This is a genomic window from Proteiniphilum sp. (assembly GCF_034927365.1).
Taxonomy (GTDB): Bacteria; Bacteroidota; Bacteroidia; order Bacteroidales; family Dysgonomonadaceae; genus Proteiniphilum.
In genome coordinates this window covers 142,263-167,201 of the sequence record NZ_JAYFQD010000009.1, presented here as the reverse complement: position 1 = coordinate 167,201, position 24,939 = coordinate 142,263, and the positions used below count along the sequence as shown (strand labels likewise).

Here is a 24,939-nt window from a genome sequence, read left to right as displayed (position 1 = left end):
CAGGATATGCCACGATAAACGATATCACACATTCCTGTAACTGATTGATAACTTACACAAATAAGTTGATTTTGATGTCGATTTCGGCGATGGGAAGATCCGCGTAAAGTGGCGGATCAAAACATTGAGAAGAAAGAAACAATACAAACTTAATTGCTAATTAGCTGCAAAGATACGAAAATAAATCGGTTTTTCACTTATTTCCAAAAACAGGCTGCAATTACCTCCAAAACCAGGAATGTTTATAATTTACTTCCCGGAAAATTAGAATATTTCAGATTTTTCCGTACTTTTGCGCCACGAACTGTTAGCTCAGCTGGTTTAGAGCGCTGCCTTGACAGGGCAGAGGTCGCTGGTTCGAATCCTGCACAGTTCACTCAAAGTCTCAACGCAAGTTGAGGCTTATTTTTTTATAATGAATTGGTTTTTTAGAACTCTGTATTTTACTTCATTTCTCTCCTTCCTGTCTAATTACCCCGAATTCGGGATAATTAAATTCGGACAGGTATTCATCTCTGTTAAAAGTAGTTGGATATCCCCTCATATATTAATAGTCTTTCCACGATCAAAACTCGTATGTTCATTATGAGATACGTATCCTAGTTGGTTGGATAGACATTGAGTTTTCCCAATCTGTTTGTTGATATTCCGGTGTGAATGTCCGTAAATCCAATAAGATATAGGACTAGTCATGATATAACCTTCCAACTCAACAGTAAATGCTCCATTTATTCTACTCCCGGCAAAATCGGACGAAGATAACTGAAACGATGGAACATGATGCGTAACGACTATTCGTTGTTTTGCCGTACTATTTTCTACACTTTGCTTGATGAAGCTTACACATTTCTCATGCTCTTCATTGAATTTATTCCATGTCAATAATTCTCCATTATATAATATGCGATGAAAATCACTTACTCCTCTCTCTGTGATATAAGCGTCTTCTTGCGGAATTTTTGACCATAAAGTCGACAAGACAAGATCAGTATTGTCCAAGTGAATAACACCATTATAATACACGTCGATGTTATTTCTAATGGAGTCAATCAGTCCTTGTGGCAATTTCGCCAAATCCGTGTACTTATACAATTCATGGTTCCCTATAATCGCATAGGTTTGTTGAAAATTATCTGAAACCCAATCCCAAAAAGGATGTTTTGAATAATTATCATCATTCAGATAACCGATATCACCGGCAAGGATAAGAATATCTCCAACCGGGATAAGCGGATTCTCCTTGATGTATCGTGAGTTATCCCGAAATTCAAGATGCAAGTCAGATGCGTATTGTATTTTCACAATTCAAATATGTTTTTTATTTGCTCGATAAACAGTTCAAATGTAATTTCAATAGCAAGTCCAAGTTCTCTGGAAAGAGCCGCAGTATCCAAACCGTCTTTTTCTATCATCGCCAAGAACGTGTGTAAATCTTTTTTGATCTCCTCTGGCACGTTATACCTCTCTTCTCCAGTAAAAGTGGAAATTATCCGAAAAATATCGTTTTTATGTTTTGTAATCTCTTCCGACCTTACTGATTCGCCTCTTGCCTTACGGTTAGAATTACTGATATAGGCTATCGCTTTTAGCAAAATAACCGCATCCCTGTCAATAAAGTGTAGGTCGTCCAAAACGACTGTATGTGATGTCGCATAATGATAATAATCGTCATCCAACAGAATTGCCGATAGGCTTGAAAGATCTTCACCGACAGGAATCGGTGTTAGATGCGCACCGTCCGGGACTTGTATCATGTCGGACTGTCGAGAAAACAGTTCTACCTGTAACGGAAAATTTACCATTTGAGGTTTGATGAAGCGATAAAACTGAGTTTTCTCCGACATGGTTTGCCAGAGTTCATATTTCCCCTCTTTGACAAACTCCCAGAAACGTCTTACGAAATCATCGCTCAAAGCTTCAATAATGAGGATAGTATCAATATCTTTTGTTGCACGTGGCTTTAATCCTCTTTCAGCAATCAATTCATCACACGCGGTTCCTCCGATAATCACATAATTATCCGTATAATCCCGAAAATATTGTCGAAATATATCTATTCCTCTGACCATACTTTATCAGTTATTAAATTCTTGATTTCAGCCTCGACCCGCTCATTACGATCCTCCCTATAGCACAGATAAAGGGATAAAGGGTCAATATATCCATTATTATTCAATAAAGCCGGATTGTATTTCCATACTTCTATTTGAAAATCACCTTCTATCTCATCCAGATATTTCCAATAGCCTGCAGCTTTTAATTCCTCAAATTCTGATTTGTAAAGAGCATAGCTCTTCTTTCCGGTATCTGCCAGAAAAGTATAATGAGCAAGTGCCATATCACCGGATTTACAAAATCGTTCGTCTGTATCAGTACTTGTAAAATAGGTTTTAATTATTGGAGATTGCATTTGAGGTTCAGCCATTAACCATAGCTGTTTGTCGTTCTTTTCAAAGACAAATTTCTTCTCCTTTGTGCCGATGATCAGACAAAGCTGCTTTTCCTTCAACTCTTCTGCAACTTTGGTGATCGTTTTGGGTGAATAGCCTATTTTTTTTGCAATTTCTTTAAATGAATAACCTTCCAACCGTTCCACTTGTAGGTGGTATAACAATAAGAGCTGTGCGGATGGTGTTAACTGTTCCGAAAGGCGATAGTAGCGATGATTATTTTCCTTAAGAGAAATCAGCATATCAGGCAAGTATATCTGATTTTCAGGAACGACAAAATTAATCCGATCTTTAATCATATTCCGCCTCATCTGCGGACTTTGATTAGTTAAGACAAACACTGGTGATAGTCCAGTATGTTGAAAAAACTCCTTGGCTTGTCTTTTTAACTCTCCCGCTGTTCTGGAAATCTCCTTATTCTTTTTTATTTCTTCTACAAGCAAAAAAGAGTACCCATCTATTTTAAACAAACTATATTTATAAGCATTCCTCATATATAGAGGAAGCTTTTTCAAAATGTCATCGGTCGTTTGCTCTATAATACCTGACAAACCAACTGTATCCTGCAAGTATGTTAAGATATAATCCATAATAATTACCTTAAAAAAATAATGATTACCATATATAGGTAATTATTGCAAATATAGGGTAATTATTTAATATAAAGGCTATATTATGACAAATAAATTCGAATTGGTATAAAGACAATCAATCCCGTTTTCGGATACTTGAAATGATTAAACGTGGCTTTTGTGTCTTTTTAGAATGTTCATAATTAGGTTGATTAACCTCTAAATTATATTGATATGAACTGTTTTTTAGTTCATTAAGTCTCCGCAAATCTTCTAACAGTTGGTTCGAATTTTGTACCAGACAGTTCACACAAAGCTTCAACACAAGCTGGGGCTTATTTTTTTTACAATCTATTGGTTTTCAGAACTACATTTTTCATCCATTTCATTATCTACTACTTCCATAAAATGTGGTTAATGGAGATCGAACTGTCCTCTACATAGCCTACTATCTTTTAAGAATCTGTTATTCACCAGATAATGTGTTCTTCTATTTCAATGTTGACCGATAGTAGGTTCGAATACCAGTTCGTGAACCTTTTGGGACAAATCTATCTTTTTTAGATTTATCCCATTTTTTCGACCTTTAAACCATTATTATTCAGTTATATTAAGTCGATTTCCTACTGAAAAACCACTGTCCGGTTCTTGTAAGAAAGAATTTTTCGATCGATATGTTTTCCAACCGCACGCGAAAGCACGATTTTTTCTAAATCACGTCCTTTTTTTATCAACTCATCGATGGTATCTTTATGCGATATGCGGGTTACGTCCTGCTCTATAATGGGACCCGCATCCAAATCGCCGGTAACGTAATGGCTGGTGGCTCCAATAATTTTTACGCCCCGCGCATGAGCTGCGTGGTAAGGTTTCGCACCTGCGAAAGCAGGTAGAAAAGAATGGTGGATATTGATAATCCGGTCAGGGTAATACTTGATGAAATCTGCAGAAAGTACTTGCATATAACGGGCAAGCACGCAGAAAGTAACCTTGTGTTTTTTCAGCAATTCTATCTCCTTCGCTTCCTGTTCAGCCTTGTTCTCGATTGTTATCGGAAACAGGTGATAATCTATCCCGAAACGTTTGGCAACCGTTTCCATATCGGTATGATTACTGATAATCAACGGAATCTCCACGTTCCATTCGCCGGAAGCGTAGCGGGCCAGCAAATCGTAAATGCAGTGCGACATTTTCGAAACAAAAATCGCCATACGAGGTTTTACGTCGGAAAAATACAACCGGAAATTCATCTCGAAACGAAGTGCCAACAACGTTTGAAAATAATCTTCTACTTTCTCCCTGGGAATTTGAAAGTCCGTCAAATCCCATTCCACACGCATAAAAAAAGTGCTTTCTTCATGGTTTACATATTGGTCGAGATAGAGTATATTCCCCCGGTGCTGATTGATAAATTCTGTGACTGCAGCTAAAATTCCCGCACGGTCGGGACAATGTATAAGCAAAACTGCTGTATTCTTTTTGTTCATTTCTCTTTCAATTTTCCAATAAATCGGCTGCAAAGATAATAAATTGGTGAAAGAAGCAGTATTTTCGTGTAAAAATATCATTATAATGCGCTTTATTTTCCCGATGTACAGACCCAATATCTTCATCTCATCATTCAGATAACCGGTATCACCTTCAATTTTCCATTCGACATCAAGGTGTGTAATTTCAGGTAAAGAAGATCAGATCATTCTTAACCCCGCTTACTTATTTCCGTCAAAGCTTCATAATTAATAATCGAAATATTTTTTTCAATTAGTTGTATCAGTCCGTCTTTTTCAAAGGTTTTCAGTAGCTTAACAGCACTTTCGGTAGAAGTGCCGGCAAAATTGGCAATATCTTTTCGGGAGAGGAGTTGGAAGATCTCGGGATAATCCTGTTTGAAGCTGTCGATATATAACAAAGTTGTCGCCATGCGACCGTTGATCTGGTTGTAAAGTATGGTATGCAGGGTTCCCAACAGATCGGTATTCTGGTCACAATATCTTTTAATGATATTGAATCCGAACACGCCGTTTTGCTTTATCAGGTCGGCTATCGCATCTTTTTCGACCAGAAAGGCCCTGCAATCGGTCAAGGCTACCGACGAATAGGTAAATGTATTGCGCTGGAAGACTGATGACAACCCCGCAAACTCTCCGGGACGAATAATCCTTAGATTGAAACTTCGGGAAGCATCCCCTTCGATGTATTGTTTCGCTAAACCATCAATAATAAAAAGGACGTAGGAAGCGAAAGCCCCTTGCTTAGTAAGATTATCCCCTTTTCGGAATAACACCTGGGTCTTGCTTCTCTGCACCAGTTCCATCTCTTCGGGCGCCAGTATCTGGAAACAGGGAGCCTGAATATCACATACAAAATCGTTGTCGTTTTCTGAAATCGTCTTCATCCAGCAAAAAGGGGTTTTACTTGCAAAAGTTGAATAATCAATGATTAGTTGGAGGAGAACTAACTCTCAGCTACCGGTTTGACACATACAGAGGTTGAATAATCAACAGGACATCCAACCACATATACAATACAAAGATAATCTTTCTCAATAAAAAAGTTGTCCAATCTCAATCGTGAAGTTGTCCTGCCAGAGGCTATTTTCCTTTATTTATCTTTCCTGCCGCCGTAACTTTGCATCATCAAAATTATAAACGACTAAAATTATCAGCATTATGTTATACACAAATTTGAATCATATCGAGACAGCGGCAGATCATGCCCGGATTATAGAAGAGAACGAAAACGTGATGGTCATCTGCGGACGGATGGGCCCGATGTGTATCCCGGTTTATGAAATTGCCGAAGAACTGGAAGATGAGTATCCGCACGTGAAGTTCTTCGATATGGAGTTCGATAATCCCGAATCACATGTAATCCGCAGGCTCCCGGAAGTACGGGGATTTATGGGTATCCCATTCACCATCTACTACAAGAATGGGAAAGTGGTAAAAGCGACTTCCAGCATTCAGACCAGAGAGCAGGTGACTTCTATATTGGCTAAGGAATTCGGACAGCAATAATGATCGGACAATACTAAAGAATTGAAGTCATGAACACGACAAATCATTATAATACGATTGTCATTGGTGGGGGCCCTGCCGGATTAACGGCGGGCATCTACCTCTCCCGTGCGAAACTGCGGACGCTGATCGTGAACGAAGGTCCCGTGGGAGGACAGATGGTGCTAACCCATGAGATTGCCAACTATCCCGGAGTGGAGAGTATCAGCGGTTATCAGCTTGCATCGATCATGAAAAAGCAGGCGAAGGCGTTTGGATGTGCCATAAGGTCGAATATCCTTATTTCCGATGTGGAATTAAAGGGTGAGACCAAACAGGTGACGCTTTCTGATGGTAGCAGTTATACCTCCGATAGTGTGATCCTTGCTACCGGCGGCCGGTCAAGGACATTGGGGGTATCCGGGGAAGATACTTTCAAAGGCAAGGGGATATCTTATTGTGCTACCTGCGACGGTGATTTCTTCACCGGCAAGGAGATCATTGTCTTGGGTGGCGGTAATTCCGCCCTCGAAGAAGCGGTCTCACTGACCAAATATGCTTCGAAAGTGAACATCGTCCATCAGTTCGATCATTTCCAGGCTTTCGAGCATGCGGTGGAAGAAGCCCGTAATAATCCCAGGATAGATTTTATACTGGAATCATCGATTACCGGTTTTTATGGTGACGAGAAGCTGGAAAGCGTCGATATAAAAAATCTCAAGACCGGCGACATGACCCGTTTCAAGACAGATGGCGTCTTTATCTTTATCGGATATATGCCCAACACCGAATTTGTAAAGGACAAAGTGGAATTGAGCCAATGGGGTGAAATCATTGTCAAGCCTAACCTCTCGACCAATATCGAAGGGGTATATGCCGCGGGTGACAGTATTGCCAAGCGTTACCGCCAGGTCGCCACAGCTGTCGGTGACGGCACCATTGCTGCACTGAGCGCATCCGCCTATCTACACGAATTGAAAACAAAGAAACAATTAACAACCGCATGATATGAAGATAGCTCTCATTATTCTCGGAGTACTCGTGCTTGCTTTTATCATTCTTATGTATCGACTTCAAGCTAAAATGAAAAAGACACCGATGGTGGCTGATCACAAGGAGATCCTCACCCTTACACCGAAAAATTTTCAACAACAGATCAAGGGCAAGACCGTACTGATCGACTTCTGGGCAGCCTGGTGCGGTCCTTGCCGGATGATGGCACCGGTGTTGAACGAAGTAACCGCAGAACTGACCGGCAATGAGCGTGTTGGAAAAGTGGATATCGAACAGCATCAGTCACTGGCAGTGAAATACAATGTACGCAGCATTCCCACGATGATCCTGTTTAAAAACGGAGTGGAAGCAGATCGCTTTGTAGGAATTAAAACCAAAGGTTTCCTGTTAAAACAGATTCGCAACGCTTAGAAACGAAAAAAATCAATCAATTTTTACTATTTTTGAAGGAAAATAGGGCCAAAGATTGATATGATACGGATTTTACATACGGCGGACTGGCATATAGGGCAACTCTTTCACGAATATGATCGCACATACGAGCATCAGCAATTTCTTTACTGGCTGTTAGAAACGCTTAAGGAAGAGCAAATTGATGCGTTGCTGATCAGTGGAGATGTGTTCGACTCGTCCAATCCGTCAGCGGCATCCATCAGGATGTTTTACTCTTTCCTCAATCAGTCCGTAAAACAAAATCCCGATTTACAAATCATTGTCACTGCCGGTAACCACGACTCCGCATCACGGTTGGAATCACCTAAACCGCTGCTGGAATCCTCCAATATCCATATTGTGGGTGTTGTGGAAAAGAATGATGATGGTAGGGTTGATTATGCTAAAATCTGTATTCCTTTAAAGGACAAAGAGGGGAACACCGAAGCATGGTGTATTGCAGCCCCGTTCTTGCGGATGGGCGATTATCCTTCGATACCGGATTGCGCCAATTCCTATGCCGAAGGCGTTACTGCATTTTATAAGGATACCTATGAGTATGTTGCTTCGTTAAAAGAACCCGGACAAGCGATTATCGCGATGGGGCACCTGCATGCTCAACAGGCAGAGGTAGGCGATATCGATAAAATGGAAAGGTTGATCATGGGAGGGATAGAATGCATCTCTGCGGCGGCATTCAACAAAAAAATCCGTTACGTGGCACTGGGACATATCCATAAAGCCCAACGTATTGGAGGAAAAGAGCATATCCGTTATAGCGGCAGTCCCCTGCCTATGTCTTTTTCGGAGACCCATTATAAGCATCAGGTGATCGTGTTCAATGTTGGAAATGATGCAATAAGTAATTTGAAATCAGTCGAAATTCCGGTTTCCGTACCGCTTATGCGAATTCCGGCAGTCCATAGCTCACTCACAGAAGTGCTGGCGTCATTATCCCGATTGAAGGTTTTTAAAGGAGATTTATGTACCTCACCCTATCTGGAAGTGCGGGTATTGTTGGATGGGCCGGAACCGGGACTAAGGCATAAAATTGAAACAGCCCTATCGGGTAAGAATTACAGATTGGCCAAGATTGATGTGCGTTATCAATCCGCTACAACAACATCCCGTAAAGAGACTGCCATCGATCCGGAGCAACTGAATCAACTGCAACCGATAGAAGTGTTCTACAAGGTGTATCAAACCAAATACAACACAGCTGTTCCCTCAGCACTGGAAAAACTTTTTCAACAAGTAGCACAGGAAATAAACGAATTGGAGGTATAATCATGAAAATACAGGCTATTCGCATTAAAAACCTGGCTTCTCTGGATGGGACTACCGAGATAGATTTTACCTGTGAGCCTCTTTGCTCTGCAGGGATTTTCGCCATCACGGGACCGACCGGAGCAGGCAAATCGACCATCCTCGATGCATTATGTCTTGCGCTCTATGCCAAAACTCCCCGGTACAAGCTGGCGGAACATAGTGTAGATATCACCGATGTAAAAGGGAGTACCATCAAACAGGATGATGTGCGGGGAATCCTGAGGGACGGGACTTCTGAAGGTTATGCGGAGGTCGATTTCGAGGGTGTCGACGGGGAGTATTATCGTGCCAACTGGAGTGTAAGAAGATCATACAACAGGGCCGACGGTAATCTAAAAGCTTTTGAGATGTCGTTGAAAAATATCACCACTCATCAGGATATTTCCGGTAGGAAGAGCGAATTATTGGCAGAAATTGAACGGCTGGTCGGCTTGAATTTCGAACAGTTCACCCGTTCAGTTCTGTTGGCACAGGGTGATTTCACCGCTTTCCTGAAGGCCGGGAAAGACGAGAAATCATCCCTGCTGGAGAAGCTGACCGGCACCCATATCTATTCTGAGATATCTAGAAAAATCTTTGAACACTATCGGGAGGAGCAACAAAAACTCAGGGATCTGAACCTAAAATGTGAAGGAATACACACCTTCACCACCGAAGAGTTATATGAGTTACAGGAGCAGAAATCCCATTTGAAAACCGTCATCGAGGCAAATGAAAAGGAAAGGGATGCACTGGAAAAAGAGATCAACTGGCACGAACAGTGGATAAAACTACAGGAAAGCCTCCAGTCTGCCATATCCCAACAAGAGCAGGCAAGAACAGCAAAAACAGAAGCAGCACCTCGGGAGCAGCAGTTGGCACAGGTCATCCGTATCCAACCGGCCGGACAAATTGTCAATAACCTGGAGAATATCCGGAAACAAATTGGTACTAGAAAGATAGATTGTGATAATATTTCGGTAAAACTGGAGTTGCTAAACGAACAGAAAAAAGTAACCGTTACAGCATTTGAAGAGGCAACGACAGTGCTCGAAGTTGCGGTCCAGAAGGAAGAGAAGGCACAACCACTGCTGGATGCAGCAAAAGCCCTGGATATACAACTCTCTGAAAAGGCAGCACAGGTAAGACGGGCCACCGGAGAGTTCTCCGCTATCACTGAAAAAGAAGCGCATCAGAAGGCTCAATTAACCCTGACGGATAAAGAACTGGAAGGATTGTCCAAAGAGATTGATGAATTAAGCCGGTGGAGAACGGAAAATGAATCCCGCCAGCCGGTAGCCGAACAGGAGAGTCTTATCCTATCCAAGTTGGGAGATGCTGAAGGAATTCTGAAAAACCTGTACAGTTACACTACCCGCATTCATGCTTCAAAAGAAAGCGTACTGAAATACGAGCAGGAAAAACGAGATCTGGAAGATAAAAGATATTCGCTCCAGGCCACTCAACAACAGCAACAGGGTGAATTCCAGCGCCTGCACACTACCCTATCCGTTATTCCCATCCAGGAGATGGAGAAGGAAAAGTCCGTTTTGGATAATTTTATCGCAGATCTGGTGTCAGCAGAGGCTCATTGGAAGATACAGCACCAGGCTATTAATGATAGAGATACGATAGGCCAGTCCCTCCAAAACAACAGAAAGGAACTGGAGCAGAATAAGGTTCGATTATCAGAAGCGGAAGAGCTCCTGCACACAAGGAGCGTAGAAAAAGAGACTTCGTTGAAGATGCTTGAAAGAGCGAGGCTGGTCTCAGCAGAAAGTGTGGAACGACTTCGCAATCAACTGGAAACGGGAGAACCCTGTCCTGTTTGTGGTAGTACCTCCCACCCTTATGCAGTGGAACACCTGTTGGCCGACCGCTTGCTTTCCGAACTGGAGACGGCTCATGCACAAAAAGAAGCCGCTTACGCACAACAACTGACCGTTCACAGCGGCACCCGTCAGATCTGTATCGGACTGGAAAAATCGATCAGTGAATTGGCACAAAAACTTTCCGATAAAGAGAGCTCTTTACTGGAACTCGATACAAAATGGTCGGAATTCCAGATCGCTGAAAAATGTAATGAATACCCGTTGACAGAAAGATCGGCGTGGTTACAGGAGCAGTTACAACAATGCAAAAGCCGACAACGGCAGTTATCAGAGCAGATACAATCTTACACGGAGCAAAAAGAACAATTAGGATCATATAAAACTGATCTTGCGGTATTGGATAAGCAGATAACTGACCATGAAAACCTGATCAAGGACAATGACAGAACGCTGAAATCGTTGCAGGAACAACAGCAAAATGATGCGAAAGAACAGATGAAAGCGGCTGGAAATCTGGAAAATGTGAAGCAAATATTGTCAGTTTATTTTCCGACCGAACGATGGTTTGAAAACTGGCAGCGTAATCCGGAACTGTTTATAAGCCATATCCGTGAATTCGCCCGCACCTGGAAGAGCAATACAATCCGGCTTGAAGAACTGATTCATCAACAAAAGATGATGACTGAAAAGAGGAAAGGAATCATTGAGCAGTTGAAAAGTATCGGTCAGGAAATCACAGAGAAAGGAGAATATCTATCTGCATTACAGGCGAACCATAAAGAATTGTCCGATCGAAGAAAGTCTATTTTCAATGGCGCATTGGTGATAGAAATTGAGACCGGACTAAAAGAAGCGATCCGTTCGGCAAAACAGGCTTTGGAGGAGCAGAAAAAGAAGGTAGACACACTACAAGCAGAAATTACCCGCCTCGAAGCCCAGCATGAGCAATTGGAAAAAGATATAAATGAACTAAGCTTACAAGAATCAACACTCGGTAAACAACTCGAAAAGTGGATCACAGATCATAACCAACAGCATAATGCAACACTCACCCTTGAATATCTATCGTCTCTCCTGGGATTTACGCAGGATTGGATCGAAAAGGAAAGAACTGAATTAAGGGAAATTGATAACGCTTTGGTACAGGCCGAATCAGTTTTAGGAGAGCGGAACAAAGCATTTGAAAAACATTCAGAAGAAAGGATCACAGAAAGATCATTCGATGAATTATCTCTATTACAATCAGAAATAAAAGAATTATTAAGTAAAAGTTTATTTGAGTCCAATGAAATCGATTTTAAGATAAAAGAAGACAAGTCCAATAAAGAACGCATCGGTTCACTGTTAAAAGAGATAGAAAAACAGGCAGAGATAGAAGAGAATTGGGCAAAGCTCTACGATATTATCGGTTCAGCCGACGGTAAGAAATTCCGTCAGATCGCCCAGGAATATACCCTGGATGTATTGTTAAGCTATGCCAACGTGCATTTGGAAATTCTTAGCAAACGTTATGTCCTGCAACGAATTCCAAACTCATTGGGACTACAGGTCATTGACCAGGATATGGGCGATGAGGTACGTACAGTCTATTCCCTTTCCGGTGGAGAATCCTTTCTCGTCTCTTTGGCATTGGCATTGGGACTGGCATCACTCTCTTCCAGCCGGATGAAAATCGAGTCCCTTTTCATCGACGAAGGTTTCGGTTCACTCGATCCCACCACTCTCAATATCGCCATGGATGCATTGGAATGTTTGCATAACCAGGGGCGTAAAGTAGGGGTGATCTCTCATGTGCAGGAAATGACAGAACGGATACCGATACAGATCAAGGTGAGCAAGCAACAAAGTGGAAAAAGTAAAGTAGAAGTGGTGGGGATATGATTTGATAAGATTATTTTCGACTCTGACTATAAAAAGCTACTTTTGCAAGCAAATAAACAATCGTTTTAAAATGAAGAAAATTTTTATTCCTATGTGTATTGTTGCTGCATTGGCTTCATGCAATCAAGAAAACAAACAAGCCGAGGTAATCACATATCCGGAAACCAGGAAAGGAGAGGTGGTGGACACCTATTTCGGTACGGAAGTGAAAGATCCGTATCGTTGGTTGGAAGACGACCGTTCAGACGAGACGGCAGCCTGGGTAAAAGTGCAGAACGAAGTGACATTCGGTTATCTTGAGAAAATTCCTTTCCGCAATCAGATTAAAAACAAATTGGAAGAGTTGTGGAACTATGAAAAGATCGGCGCTCCGTTTACCGAAGGGGATTACACTTTTTATATGAAAAACGACGGATTACAGAATCAGTACGTTTTATACAGAAAGGATAAGGAGGGTAATGAGGAAGTCTTCCTTGATCCGAATAAATTTTCTGAAGATGGAACCACTTCATTGGCCGGCTTGCAGTTTTCCAAAGACAGTAAAACAGTCGCATATGCCATTTCCGAGGGAGGTAGTGACTGGAGAAAATTTATCATTATGGATGTGGCTTCCAGGACAATTCTGGAAGATACGCTTGTAGATATTAAGTTCAGTGGGATCTCGTGGAAAGGAAACGAAGGATTTTATTATTCCAGCTATGATAAGCCTACAGGCAGTGAGCTTTCTGCAATGACAGATCATCATAAACTCTATTATCATCAATTGGGCACACCTCAATCGGAAGACAAGGTAGTTTTCGGTCTCGACCAAAAAAGACGTTATATCGGAGGTTCTGTAACGGAGGATGATAAATATCTGATCATTACTGCAGCTAACTCTACGTACGGAAATGAGTTATATATTAAAAACTTGACAGACCCGAAGAGTAAAATTATCACCCTTATTGATAACTTCGAAAACGATTATTATGTGATTGAGAATGAGGGAGACAAATTGTTTATCGTCACCGATAAAGATGCACCCAACAGCAAGATCGTAACAGCCGATGCCAAGAATCCGACAGCATCCTGGGTCGATTTTATCCCGGAAACAGAAAATGTGCTCTCCCCTACTACCGGTGCCGGATATTTCTTTGCCCACTATATGAAAGATGCCATTTCACAGGTAAAACAATATGATTATCAGGGAAATTTAGTACGTGAAGTCGAGCTTCCGGGAGTAGGAACAGCCGGAGGATTTGGAGGTAAAAAAGAAGATACAACGCTTTACTATAGTTTTACCAATTATATCACGGCAGGGACAATCTATTCGTATGAGCCGAAAGAAGGAAAAACGGAAGTATATGAAAAATCAAAGGCGAAGTTCAATTCCGATGATTTTGAGTCAAAACAGGTCTTTTACACTTCCAAAGACGGCACAAAAGTACCTATGATCATCTCCTATAAAAAAGGAACGAAACTCAACGGAGAGAATCCAACCATCCTTTACGGTTACGGAGGATTTAACGCAAGTCTTACACCTTATTTTTCGATTGTCAATGCGATCTGGATGGAAAACGGAGGCGTATATGCCGTTCCTAATTTGAGAGGTGGAGGAGAATATGGTAAGAAATGGCATGAGGCAGGAATTCAAATGCAAAAGCAGAATGTATTCGATGATTTCATCGCAGCCGGAGAATATCTGATCAAAGAAGGTTATACTTCACCCGATTTTCTGGCCATCAGTGGAGGTTCCAACGGAGGATTGCTGGTAGGTGCTTGTATGACACAACGTTCCGATCTTTTCAAAGTGGCGCTTCCTGCAGTGGGTGTTTTGGATATGCTGCGTTACCATACCTTCACGGCAGGAGCCGGCTGGGGTTATGACTACGGAACTGCCGATCAAAGCAAAGAGATGTTCGAGTATCTGTTGGGATATTCGCCTGTACATAACGTAAAAAAAGGAGTGGAATATCCAGCCACGCTGATTACCACAGGAGACCATGACGACCGGGTTGTTCCGGCACACAGTTTCAAGTTCGCTGCAGAACTTCAGGAAAAACAAAGCGGGACAAATCCAGTGCTTATACGGATTGAGGTAAAAGCGGGACATGGTGCAGGAAAACCTCTTTCGAAAATCATCGAAGAGAATGCGGATATTCAGGCATTCACTTTGTATAATATGGGAGTACGGAAATTATCCAACTGATTTTCCGGTATCAACCATAATAAAAAATCCCGGGCTAAAAACTCGGGATTTTTTATTGGAAAAAAGGTGATGGACTTATCAATCTTTATAGAAAAGATAACGGGTATGCTTTCATTAGAAGACCACTACTCCTAATTGCATTAGGAAATACAATGTTTGACTATGGTAAATGTTTTACATATTGTCAATGTAAAAGGTAATTCATAACACAAAAATATCAAATTACAAATTTATTTTATTATTATATTTTGTATATCAAAATAATTTATCGAAATTTGTATAGCGAATAACAACTGGACAGATGGTAATAATAGCACACAAGACATTACGAATTTTTTATGAGAAAAGAGAGTATGAAGATTCGAAGGATGCACTTGAATGCTGGTATGCAACGGTTAAAAAAGCTCAGTGGAAGAATCTGGCTGAACTAAAAACTGTTTTTCCGAAAACGGATTATGTGGGCAACGACCGATACATATTTGATATTAAAGGCAACAAATACAGGATTGTCGCTATTATTCTGTTTCAAGTGAGAACTATTTTTATCCGTTTTGTTGGAACACACAAAGAGTATGATAAGATAGACTGTTCAACTATTTAAGAAATTGAGTTATGAGTAAAATCAGCAAAGCACAATATGAATTCGCCCTTGCAAGGATAGAGGAACTTTTATTTCTTGTGGATGGCAATACTCCGGTTACAGATAAGAATCTGATAGAATTAACGCTTGTGTCGGATGTAGTTGAAGAGTACGAAACAACTCATTTTCCCATAGGTAAACCCACCATAGGAAATTTGATTAAAAATGGTCTGGAAGAAAAAGAGATGACGCAAAAAGCACTTGCAACCGTACTCGGGATTAGCCCTTCCAGGATCAACGATTTCATTGTCGGACGCTCAGAACCCTCTTTAAAAATCGCCAGCCAGATATGCTATATCCTGAACATCCCATTGGATGTAGTAACAGATATTTATGTAGATGAATTAGCTCATGCCAACTCTCAATCACCATATTCAGATGAGTCTGTAAACCAAGCTATTTGATATTTCAAGTTTTATTAGATGTCGTTCAATATGTAATTAATTTTCTTTTCCAGCCCTGTTTTTAATACTGGCGTACTACAAGTGACCATGATGACCGGGACATTCCGGTACACAGTTAAATAAGCCCAGCCCGCTGCAACCGTTTATGAGTATTTGTATTTTACCTGTCACCTGTTTTAAGGGTTTATCAGTAAAATTTGTGCCGTAACGGGACAATGATCGGATAAAAAGATATCATTCAATCTTGCAGGAAGAACAGTGTGATTGGTGACCTCAGACTGTTGGTTTACAAAAATATAATCAATAAATATCCGTTGATCTGGCGGAGTTGCACCAAAATCATGCACAGTCCAGTTCGGGCCGGTTTGGGTTCCGGCAGCGTCTTTGGTATGCAGCAAGTAATTCGGGGTGGAAGTGTTTACCAGATATTGTACAGGAGGCGATGAGGGAACCGCATTGAAATCTCCCATCAGGATTACCGGTAATCCTCCGCTCAGACTACCTATTTTGTTCAGGATCAATTTGACACTTTCCAGTCGTGCCGTTGCCCCGGCATTATCCAGGTGGGTATTGATCGCGAAAAATCGTTGCCCGCTGGTTTTTTCTTCCAGTATCGTCCATACGGCTATCCGCCTGTAAGCCGCATCCCAGCCTATCGATTTGACCTCAGGTGTCGGACTTAACCAGAAAACGCCGGAGTTAATAAGGGTAAAACGGCTCTTTTTGTAGAAAATGGCAATATTTTCGTCGGAAACCCAACCTTCGTCGCGTCCATGTCCATAACTGCCGTAATCTGCATTTAAAAGTGTTTTCAGATCATTAAACTGGTCAATAACCCAGAGTGTCCAACTCATTTCCTGTGTGCCGACTACATCCACGGCCTCATTCTTAATAACCTGAGCGGCAACATTTTTCCTGTTGGGCCAATTATTACTGCCGTCACCGGGTGAATACACACGGACATTAAAAGTCATGGCTTTTACATTCAAACCTTCCTGGGCGGCTTTTGTCACCGGGTTTTCGGAAGCAATCTCAGGATCCGGAATAAACGTTTCCTCCATTTGGTCGTCACTGCATGACCAAAATCCTATGCCCAAAAGAGCGATAAAAAGAAAAATAGACTGTTTCATTTGAATAATTTTTTTAGTTTTAATAAAATTAAATACGAGAGTCATTATTAATAATCATTAATGTATTCATTGATCACATACGTATTCCTTAAAAACTAGCCTCTGCTTATTGGCCAAAGTTTCTTAAAGTTGTTTTTCCGATTGATATTGCAATCGTACCGGCCCGACTAAACCTGCCGGCTGCAGAGGGCTGTCTTCCCTGTAATAATGCCATATGGTAAATGTCTTCCGTCCTTGTGAAGGGCGCGGTTGGTTGTTGATAAACCAGTCGGGATAGGCTTTCAGTCCGCGTCCCCGGTCGCCACGGTCAGGTCCCCACTCAAAATCGGCAGGTTCCCGATCGTCTCCTATCAGCCGGTTAGCCCAGTTATTCGTCACAGCGATCTTCAACTCATTTTTCCCGACTTTAAGGGCGTCGGTAATATCCATTTTGTAAGGAGGATACCACAGGATTCCAATATCTTGACCATTAACCCTCACTTCGGCAATATCATTCATCACACCTAAATCCAGTAACAGACGATGGTCTGATTTTAAATCGTTTATGATTACTTCTTTTTGATACGTTGCTGTTCCTGAGAAGTATTTCACATCATCGTTATTATGTCCACTAAAATCTATCAACTCGTCGAATTCCAATTCAAAAGGCTGGCCCAATTTAGGAACAAAAGAAACTCTCCATGCTCCCGGCGTTTCAATTTCGCCGGGAGGATCCAATGTGACGGTTTCCTGTTTCCCTGAATCATAAGATATCACAGCAGATAAGGAGTCCGAAGAGCGTAAGACAGGTAAACCTTCTTTGTCCGTTTGTACGTTCCAATCGGCAGTGGTATCCTGAACTGACACGGAAACCGGATGATCGCCACCGGAAGCTGCTTTCCTGAAAACAACAAACAGGGATTGGCTTCCCTTCAGTTGCATATCGACCGTGGTACGTCTATCTTTTTCACTCCAAACCGGAGCATTTGCGATAGACCCATCTTCTGCCTGCCACAATTCGGGCTGTTTCCCTGAAATGAGGAATGACACGGAAATGTTTTGAGGCTTTGATGATTGGTTCACTATAAAATAAATATCCGCATCGGATGAATACCGGTGAACAAATTTTATATCTTCAGGATTTACCGCTTCTTCAACTAAAAAATCAGGTTGTATATTGTGTTTTTTCATTGCATCTTCCAACCGGGTAAAAACAAATCCTTTTTTATACTTGTTTTGCAAACCGTTTCCCCAAAGTTTATCTGCAATTTTCTTAACTTCGTCATCACATGCGGAATAGTTCTTCAAACTTGGAGACTTACCGGGTTTGACGGAAACAACTGTGGCTCCTTTGGAGACAATATCTTTGATCTTGCGGGCTACTTCCGGCAGCATTTCGCCTTCACCCGGAAAAACCATGAACGCGTAACTTCTCCCCGAAGGCAATATGATTTTACCTCTCCTGACCTTTAACCGGGCGCTTAAAAAATCGTCTTTCGAGATCACGTCCGAAAATCCTTCGGGTCTATCCATACAAAGATAATCACTGTATTGCTCCCCGTATTGAAGCAAGGCCTGGCACCGTCCCAGGTAAGTAAAAAATACCTTTCCGGGCTCAAACCATGTTTGATACCGGTTAAAGTGTGTGCCCCACCAACCCATACTTAGCCCGGGTTGGTATTTATCATCGAAAGGCTGATGTACCCAATGATGAAGTATCAACCGGTTCACACCGTCGGCAAAAGCCCCATCGGCAGACAATTTCAGAAAAGCCGGGTCTTCTGTCCATTTGCTAAGTTCAGGTTCTCCGGTAAATGCTTCGGCGCCGACAATGGTTTTTCCGGCAGCCCGGGCTGCGGCAGGAACCAATTGGTTAATTTCTCCTTTAGAGAATGTCCAAAACTCTCCCATCGGCAAGTCGGCCATTGCCGCTCCCTGAGGAATACTGAAAGGACCTGTATAAGGTTCGAATTGAAGTTTTAAATTTGCTTCGTGTATAAGCTCCTTGGCAATATTCCATCCGTTTTCAAAATAGAGTTGGTGAATCACATCCTGATAATCCCATTCAAACCGTTTGGTCGCATCTTCACTTTCTATGACTCTTTTAACACTACCCTGCCATCCATGAATAATCAACGGGCTGAAAGTTGTTATCCAGGGAACCGGGTCGTATCCTTTCCGCTTAATAAATTCTTCACGAAAACCTTCATTCCAGTTCTGTTGTCGGGCTTCATAACTGTCAATTAATATATGTTTAAAAGATTTGCCCAAATAAGGGCCAAGATGCTCTTTTAAGGGATTGAGCACTGTTTCCCAATGAAATTTATTTTGTACGGCACTTATTTTATTTACTTCGTAAGATATTCCCATAATATCATCGGGTAACGGATGCGGATCGGCCATTGTAGGAGCATAGCCAATACGGCAAATGATCCAATCTCCTTCGGGAATATCCCATTCCAGGTTACCTGATTCATCCATTTTATCGGAGATATCGATCACATCTTTTAATGAAATGGAATCGCCGGCTGGTACGGCAACTACGGCGATATCATCATAAAGGGTCGCTCTTCTTTTAGGGCTTCCCCAATCGAGGGTAACGGGCAGTTCCGGCTTTTTCAAAACGACAGAAACTTTTTTACCGCCGACTATTGAGGCTTCACTCCACACAATCTGCTGCATACTCCTTTGCTCATCAATCCAGGGACCTCCGGTAGTGGCATATCCCGGAGAGTTGTGCAATCCTATTTCCATCCCTAATCTCTGTGCCTCTTCTGCCGCAAACCTAACGGCATCCCAATAGGCAGGACTGCGAAAAGTTTGTTTCGGCCAGGGATTGTTTAACATGGGCGCATGGCTTTCCTGGACAGACGATGTAATATTAAAAATGGTCGCTCCTCCGATTCCGACATCTTTCATCGCTTCAAGATCTCGGGTAATCCCTTCTTTAGAAAAATTGGGCCCCATCCAATGCCACCACACGTAGGGCTTTACATTTGTTGGCGGATTGAGGAATCTATTTTCCAACAAATCCGTTGTTGAATTTCTTTTTTGAGTGAAACAACCGACTATGCAAATACTCATGATACATAGAAATAATACTTTTCTCATCATATGATATTGTTTTATTTTTTACACTCAGGTTTTATGAATTGGCAAGGCCGGATACTTGATTATTGATCTGTATCTTCCGGATAAAAGGATGAGAGTATCCAATTGCCAAAATACCCTCATCCTGAGAATCATGACTTTCTTTTATTCTAATTCACATACACAACGTACCGGACGGCCTCCTGCCTTACCGGTACTGGAGGTATTGGCTTGCGGACTGACGTTGCCTTCATTGGTTAGCAACTGGTAGTAAGCTTTTTCATCATTAAATGAGGAAGATGTCCAAATGTAATGATAGGCTCCTTGGTATTGCAATGTGCCGTCCCCCTTAACATGACCTCCGTATGAAACTTTCCACTTAGTGGCATAGTTGGCCAGATGATCAGGTACAAAGGTTACATTCTCACCCGTACCTCCTAACGCTTTATCAAGATTTATCAGGTCTTCTTTAGTAGGTACGCGCCATGGCGAAGGACACAACTTATTTGCATGATCGGTTACATAATACCAACTGTATAAATATCCCCTGTATCCCGGAGCGGCGTCGCGATATTCACCATCAAAGGTTGATAAAGTACCGTCGGCAGCCTTATTATTACCATCATATTCAATATAGTCACTCCATTTTTGTTTGATGGTCTGATCAGCGCTTTTAATCTCCCATACCTGTGTACTGATAGCATAAGTAGGGACTCCTGCCAGATTACCCTCCTGCTTGATATCGATTGAGATACTTGCCCCTTCACCAGCCGTTACCGTCACTGTTGCCGAAAGCTCGTTTACGAACATATTGGCATTGGCAGATAAAGTAAATTTATTTTCTTCTTTTTCTACTGTCAACCACGATTGATCAGATATCACATTCCAGGTAGGATAATTGGTGGTTACGGTAAACACGGGTGTAAAGGCAACCCCATTCGATATGGCACTTTTTCCGTCAATTGAAAATATTACCTCATCCGTTGAAGAGACCTCCAATAAAGGAGGCGACGGCAACTGATTTACAGTAATACTGAGGGGTGTCGCTTCGCCCGCCGTTACCGTTACCGTTGCCGGTTCAGGCGCATCAAGGCTTGTATTGGCATCGGCAGTCAGGGTAAACGTGTTGTCGGATTTTTCCACGTGCAACCATGATTGATTGGATACGGCTTCCCATGCAGACACATTGGTGGTTACCGTGAATGTGGGTGTAATTGGTTTGTTGTCCGAGGTAGCGCTCGCTCCGTCTGCTGCAAAAACGATAGTTGTTATTTTTTCTGGCGATATTGATAAGAATGGATTTGCACCCATCTGGGTCACGGAAATAGTTACAGATTTTGCGTCCCCTGCCGTTACCGTCACTGTTGCCGGAGCGGATTCGGAAGTATTTGTGTTGGCATCGGCAGATAGGGTGAACGTATCACCTGATTTCTTTACATGCAACCATGACTGATTTGAGGAGGCATCCCACGATTCCTGATTGGTAGTAACGGTAAAGGTAGGTGAAATGGTCGTTCCACCGGCAGTGGCGCTTTTTCCATCCGCAGCAAAAACGATTGCTGTTGTCGTTGGTGACACCGATAATTCGGGATCGGGTTCTTCATCCTTGCAGGACATGAATACCATTGTTGTTATTGTAAGTACAATGGAAAAATTTCTGATAATTCTTTTCATTTGAATAATAGTTTAATAAGTAATTCTATGCCATAGATTTTAATTTAAAGTCGGTGTGGGCGGGAAACCCACCCCCACCGACCGAAAGAAAATTATCACTATTGTTTTGGGACAAGTTCCTCAATGAAAAACGACTTACTGCCTTCAGGGGCGTTAGCAGTTATAATCCTCATATAATTCAGATATAATGTATATGTTTCCGGATCAAAAGTAGAATCCTCTTCAGGTACTCCATGATCTGCCGAACTTCCACCTTCACCCCTTGTCTGATCATTATTATAGATAGAATAAGGGTTAACGGTGTCTTCTTGCCCTTTTCCGTAAAATCCTGATATGAGAACCTTATTATCAGAGATGATTTCCAATTTAAACTGATGAACAGGGGGGATGGAAAAATATTCCGTAAGGAAATTCGTGCCACCCAATGCATTAAAGCATCCGAATCGATTACAATCCAAGACAGTAATTGTCTCCTGGTTAATTGCCCAAAACAGTTTCTGGAGCTCCCAGTCATATGCAGCCGTTCCCCACGTACCGGCGGGAAGATCATAATTTAACCGTGCCCTTGGTGCATCTTTTACCATATAAACAACCATCTGGCTCTGAAGCGTCTTTGATTGAAGGGTATCAATACCTCCATCAGGAAGAAATAATGTCGAAACATAAAGAATATCATCGGGATGAAGCAACCTGTTACCTGCTTCCGTTATATTGGTAGCTGTTCCGGCATTGGGTTCTTTAACGTAAACGATAGTTTCATTTCCTGCCTTTTTGTACCGGATTTTCGTTGCAATACTTCCTTCCGGCGCTGCTTCCCAGGTAAGCGTTACATCACCAATAGTGACTGGAGAGTTGTCCCTGGCACCATTCTCGGGGGTATAACCCGTCATCATGATCCTCCTGAGTTTCCGGGTTTTGTCTTCTAGCCCGGCGGCACGTTGTGCTCCATAAGGTGTGCCGGAGGCAACCACAGGTGAGGATTCGTCACCGGATGAATTTTTATTCACCAATTCGAAAGTATACTGGACGTCTTCCGTCAATTCAGGAATATAAACGGAATCTTTTTGCCAGCCCTCTTCTCTCCTGACAACATCCACTTCAACAAAGTTTTGTCTGTCGTTCCAATAAATCACCGTGGTTTCGATCAACGGATCCGGATTTTGTTCCCATGCCAGAAGGACTCGTTCATAACCCGGGCGAACCTGAATATTCCGCATACTTCCTAAAACAGTGCCTTGCCTGGGAAGCCGTTTTAGTTTCAGCGCCCTCGGATCAGGTACGGTTGCAATTTGGGATTCGGTGGGCTTTACTGTCCAATAAATGGTTGCTTCCGCTTCCCAGGGATAGTCCCATTCTTCCAATGCAGCATCCAGTTCCTCAGCGGTTACCTCTTTCGAAAGTGCATCGGAAGTAAAGGTGACCGGGGCAGTCAAATCTTCCGCTTTACTCAGGTATAAGGTGTATCCGCCCGTAATTGTGCCGGTAACCGCCCATGAAAAAGATACCTTTTCGACCGTGTTCAAGTCAATAGTCGCCCCGTCGGCTCCAGGGGTGGACAATGTGATTACCGGCGCCGGTTCGGGAAGCCGTTTCAATTTCAACGCCCGTACGGTTTCAGGCAGAGTAGCCTCTCCTTCCACAGTCGGTTTAACAGACCAATATATAGTCGCTTCTTCTCCCTTGGCGATCCCCCATTCACTTAATTGCGTATCCAGGTTGCCTGATGATATTTTTATGGAAAGCTCGGAGGTGGTATAAGTCTTGGGCGAAGATAAATCCGCCGTCTTACTTAGGTACAATGTATAACCTCCTGCAACGGAACCATTCACCACTGCCCACGAAAAAGCTACTTCTCCAGTGGCATTCAAATCAATCGTTGACGCACCATCTGCCGGCGTAGACAACATAATAGCCGGAACTATTTCTTCAGGGTCATCATCGCTACATGACCACAAACCTATGCCCAAAAGAGCAATAAAAAGAAAAACATAATTTTTCATTAGAATAACATTTTAATTGATGAGATCTTTAAATTATAAATTTCATTAGTATGCAGTTTCTTTTAATTCCTTATCGAAACTATTCTTTCATGCGTAATCTCAAGGATGGTACCGGCAATGCGTCTTATTCCTCCGGCCACATTGAAATAATAAACTACCAGTACCTTGTTTTCATCTAACTGGACGGACCAGGGATAACCGAGATCGGTACTGCCTCCGTCTTCACGGAGAACAATCTCTGGAGCAGTCTTAAAATCAGTGCATTCGGGATTCAGGATACGGGCGCGAATACCATAAGGTTCATGCCGGTATCCGTAGGTGAGCAACACTTTGTTATCGGATAACCGCAGTGCATGCAGGGGATGTCCCCGGAAATCCATCTTCTCCCATGGTTGAAAGCTTTTACCACCGTCCGTAGAGCGTGCAATACAAGCTATATCATCCATATCGGTTGTGCGAAGGAAAGCAACGATATCGCCTTTAGGGGTCTTATGCAATGAGGCCTCACTAAAACTGTACGTATCATCGGTGGCCACAGGACAGGCATATTCCCAGGTTATCCCTTTGTCATCCGATGTCAACAGATGGGCGGAGATCTTTCTCGGAGTTTTTTTATCGTTGACTGCCACAACCCACAAAATACGTCCGTCTTCTTCTTCATACATTACTCCGCGGTTATAGGCCGGCAACGGATTGCCTAAAGCGCTATAATGGACTTCGGAAGGAATATGCGGCGGATAATCAGGCCCTTCCCATGTTTTCCCGTTATCGTGAGAACGTATTACGTAACCACCCAGAAAATAAGCCCGGCCATCTGCCATGTGATAAGGTTCCTTAAGGTTCGGTACTCCTGACGGAAGGACAAAAGCCCATGAATAGCTTGTACAAATAAGGGTACCATCGCGTAATTTCAATAAACAAGGATCCTGCGAACCGCCAAAAGGATGGGCATACATCAACTCCGGTTCTTTTGTCCAGTTTTCCCCGTCCGTCGAACGTACCATCACAAGGTAACTGTTCGGATCCACATGATTGCTTCCTGGCTCCCCGAATATTCGCCTGTCCGGCGCCCGGCGGAAGGCAACAAGAAATTCACCGTTTTTCCCTCTTACCACAGAAGGAAACGCAGAATAAAACCGGGCATCGTTATAAATGGTGATATCCCTGACTTTTCGGACATATGTTTGATCAACCGTATCCGTAGGCTGTTCTTCTTCCTCTAATTCAGGGTTGAGATCTTTATCCTTACAGGATACTAATACCATCGTCATTATTGAAAGTACAATGCTAAAATTTCTAATACTTATTTTCATCCGAATAATACTTAAAATGATAGTTTATTTTCAGTT

At 42.3% G+C, this 24,939-nt stretch carries 17 protein-coding genes, 1 tRNA gene and 1 pseudogene; 9 read left to right on the top strand and 10 right to left on the bottom strand.

The window, feature by feature from the left end:
* Nucleotides 1-301: 301 nt before the first annotated feature.
* Nucleotides 302-376 (top strand) — tRNA-Val (locus tag VB073_RS06835).
* Between the two features lie 164 nt (nt 377-540).
* Here the strand turns inward: VB073_RS06835 and VB073_RS06830 are convergent.
* The 5 genes from VB073_RS06830 to VB073_RS06810 form a co-directional block, all read right to left on the bottom strand.
* Entirely contained in the window at nt 541-1,302 is a 762-nt protein-coding gene (locus tag VB073_RS06830; protein WP_323403407.1) for a metallophosphoesterase, read from the bottom strand.
* Nucleotides 1,299-2,069, bottom strand: a complete 771-nt coding sequence (locus VB073_RS06825; RefSeq protein ID WP_323403406.1) for a hypothetical protein — start codon at nt 2,067-2,069, stop codon at nt 1,299-1,301. Before VB073_RS06825 ends, VB073_RS06830 begins: the two co-directional genes overlap by 4 nt.
* Nucleotides 2,054-3,040 (bottom strand): hypothetical protein, encoded by a 987-nt coding sequence (locus VB073_RS06820; protein ID WP_323403405.1) that lies wholly within the window; start codon nt 3,038-3,040, stop codon nt 2,054-2,056. Before VB073_RS06820 ends, VB073_RS06825 begins: the two co-directional genes overlap by 16 nt.
* Nucleotides 3,041-3,645: 605 nt before the next feature.
* Nucleotides 3,646-4,509, bottom strand: coding sequence for a formyltetrahydrofolate deformylase (purU, locus tag VB073_RS06815; RefSeq protein WP_323403404.1), 864 nt, complete (start codon nt 4,507-4,509; stop codon nt 3,646-3,648).
* Between the two features lie 212 nt (nt 4,510-4,721).
* Nucleotides 4,722-5,417, bottom strand: coding sequence for a Crp/Fnr family transcriptional regulator (locus VB073_RS06810; protein ID WP_323403403.1), 696 nt, complete (start codon nt 5,415-5,417; stop codon nt 4,722-4,724).
* A gap of 274 nt (nt 5,418-5,691) precedes the next feature.
* Between VB073_RS06810 and VB073_RS06805 the strand changes: the two genes are divergently transcribed.
* The 8 genes and pseudogenes from VB073_RS06805 to VB073_RS06770 form a co-directional block, all read left to right on the top strand.
* The gene (locus VB073_RS06805; protein WP_323403402.1) at nt 5,692-6,039 is read left to right on the top strand and encodes a thioredoxin family protein; all 348 of its coding nucleotides are present in this window, start codon (nt 5,692-5,694) and stop codon (nt 6,037-6,039) included.
* Nucleotides 6,040-6,068: 29 nt separating this feature from the next.
* On the top strand, nt 6,069-7,025 hold the full coding sequence (gene trxB, locus VB073_RS06800) for a thioredoxin-disulfide reductase (RefSeq protein ID WP_323403401.1): 957 nt from the start codon (nt 6,069-6,071) through the stop codon (nt 7,023-7,025).
* A 1-nt stretch (nt 7,026) separates the two neighbouring features.
* A complete protein-coding gene (trxA, locus tag VB073_RS06795) occupies nt 7,027-7,443 on the top strand; it encodes a thioredoxin (protein ID WP_323403400.1) in 417 nt (138 codons plus the stop codon).
* 60 nt (nt 7,444-7,503) lie between these two features.
* Nucleotides 7,504-8,751 carry an exonuclease SbcCD subunit D gene (locus VB073_RS06790; protein WP_323403399.1) on the top strand — a complete coding sequence of 416 codons (1,248 nt, stop codon included), beginning with the start codon at nt 7,504-7,506 and terminating at the stop codon, nt 8,749-8,751.
* Nucleotides 8,752-8,753: 2 nt separating this feature from the next.
* A complete protein-coding gene (locus tag VB073_RS06785; RefSeq protein WP_323403398.1) occupies nt 8,754-12,485 on the top strand; it encodes an AAA family ATPase in 3,732 nt (1,243 codons plus the stop codon).
* 70 nt (nt 12,486-12,555) lie between these two features.
* Entirely contained in the window at nt 12,556-14,673 is a 2,118-nt protein-coding gene (locus VB073_RS06780) for a prolyl oligopeptidase family serine peptidase (protein WP_323403397.1), read from the top strand.
* Nucleotides 14,674-14,974: 301 nt separating this feature from the next.
* Nucleotides 14,975-15,274: a type II toxin-antitoxin system HigB family toxin gene (locus VB073_RS06775; RefSeq protein ID WP_323403396.1), complete on the top strand. Its 300-nt coding sequence runs from the start codon at nt 14,975-14,977 to the stop codon at nt 15,272-15,274.
* Between the two features lie 11 nt (nt 15,275-15,285).
* Nucleotides 15,286-15,621: pseudogene (locus VB073_RS06770) on the top strand (helix-turn-helix domain-containing protein); the annotation flags it as partial.
* Nucleotides 15,622-15,893: 272 nt separating this feature from the next.
* On the opposite strand, the gene VB073_RS06765 reads toward VB073_RS06770, so the two are convergent.
* The 5 genes from VB073_RS06765 to VB073_RS06745 all read right to left on the bottom strand — a co-directional run bounded on the left by VB073_RS06765 (nt 15,894) and on the right by VB073_RS06745 (nt 24,855).
* A complete protein-coding gene (locus VB073_RS06765) occupies nt 15,894-16,847 on the bottom strand; it encodes an endonuclease/exonuclease/phosphatase family protein (protein WP_323403395.1) in 954 nt (317 codons plus the stop codon).
* 123 nt (nt 16,848-16,970) lie between these two features.
* Nucleotides 16,971-19,853 carry a glycosyl hydrolase gene (locus VB073_RS06760; protein WP_323403394.1) on the bottom strand — a complete coding sequence of 961 codons (2,883 nt, stop codon included), beginning with the start codon at nt 19,851-19,853 and terminating at the stop codon, nt 16,971-16,973.
* A 228-nt stretch (nt 19,854-20,081) separates the two neighbouring features.
* Nucleotides 20,082-21,590 (bottom strand): BACON domain-containing protein, encoded by a 1,509-nt coding sequence (locus VB073_RS06755; protein WP_323403393.1) that lies wholly within the window; start codon nt 21,588-21,590, stop codon nt 20,082-20,084.
* 98 nt (nt 21,591-21,688) lie between these two features.
* Nucleotides 21,689-23,590 carry a DUF4998 domain-containing protein gene (locus VB073_RS06750; protein ID WP_323403392.1) on the bottom strand — a complete coding sequence of 634 codons (1,902 nt, stop codon included), beginning with the start codon at nt 23,588-23,590 and terminating at the stop codon, nt 21,689-21,691.
* A gap of 62 nt (nt 23,591-23,652) precedes the next feature.
* A complete protein-coding gene (locus VB073_RS06745) occupies nt 23,653-24,855 on the bottom strand; it encodes a sialidase family protein (RefSeq protein ID WP_323403391.1) in 1,203 nt (400 codons plus the stop codon).
* Nucleotides 24,856-24,939: the final 84 nt, after the last annotated feature.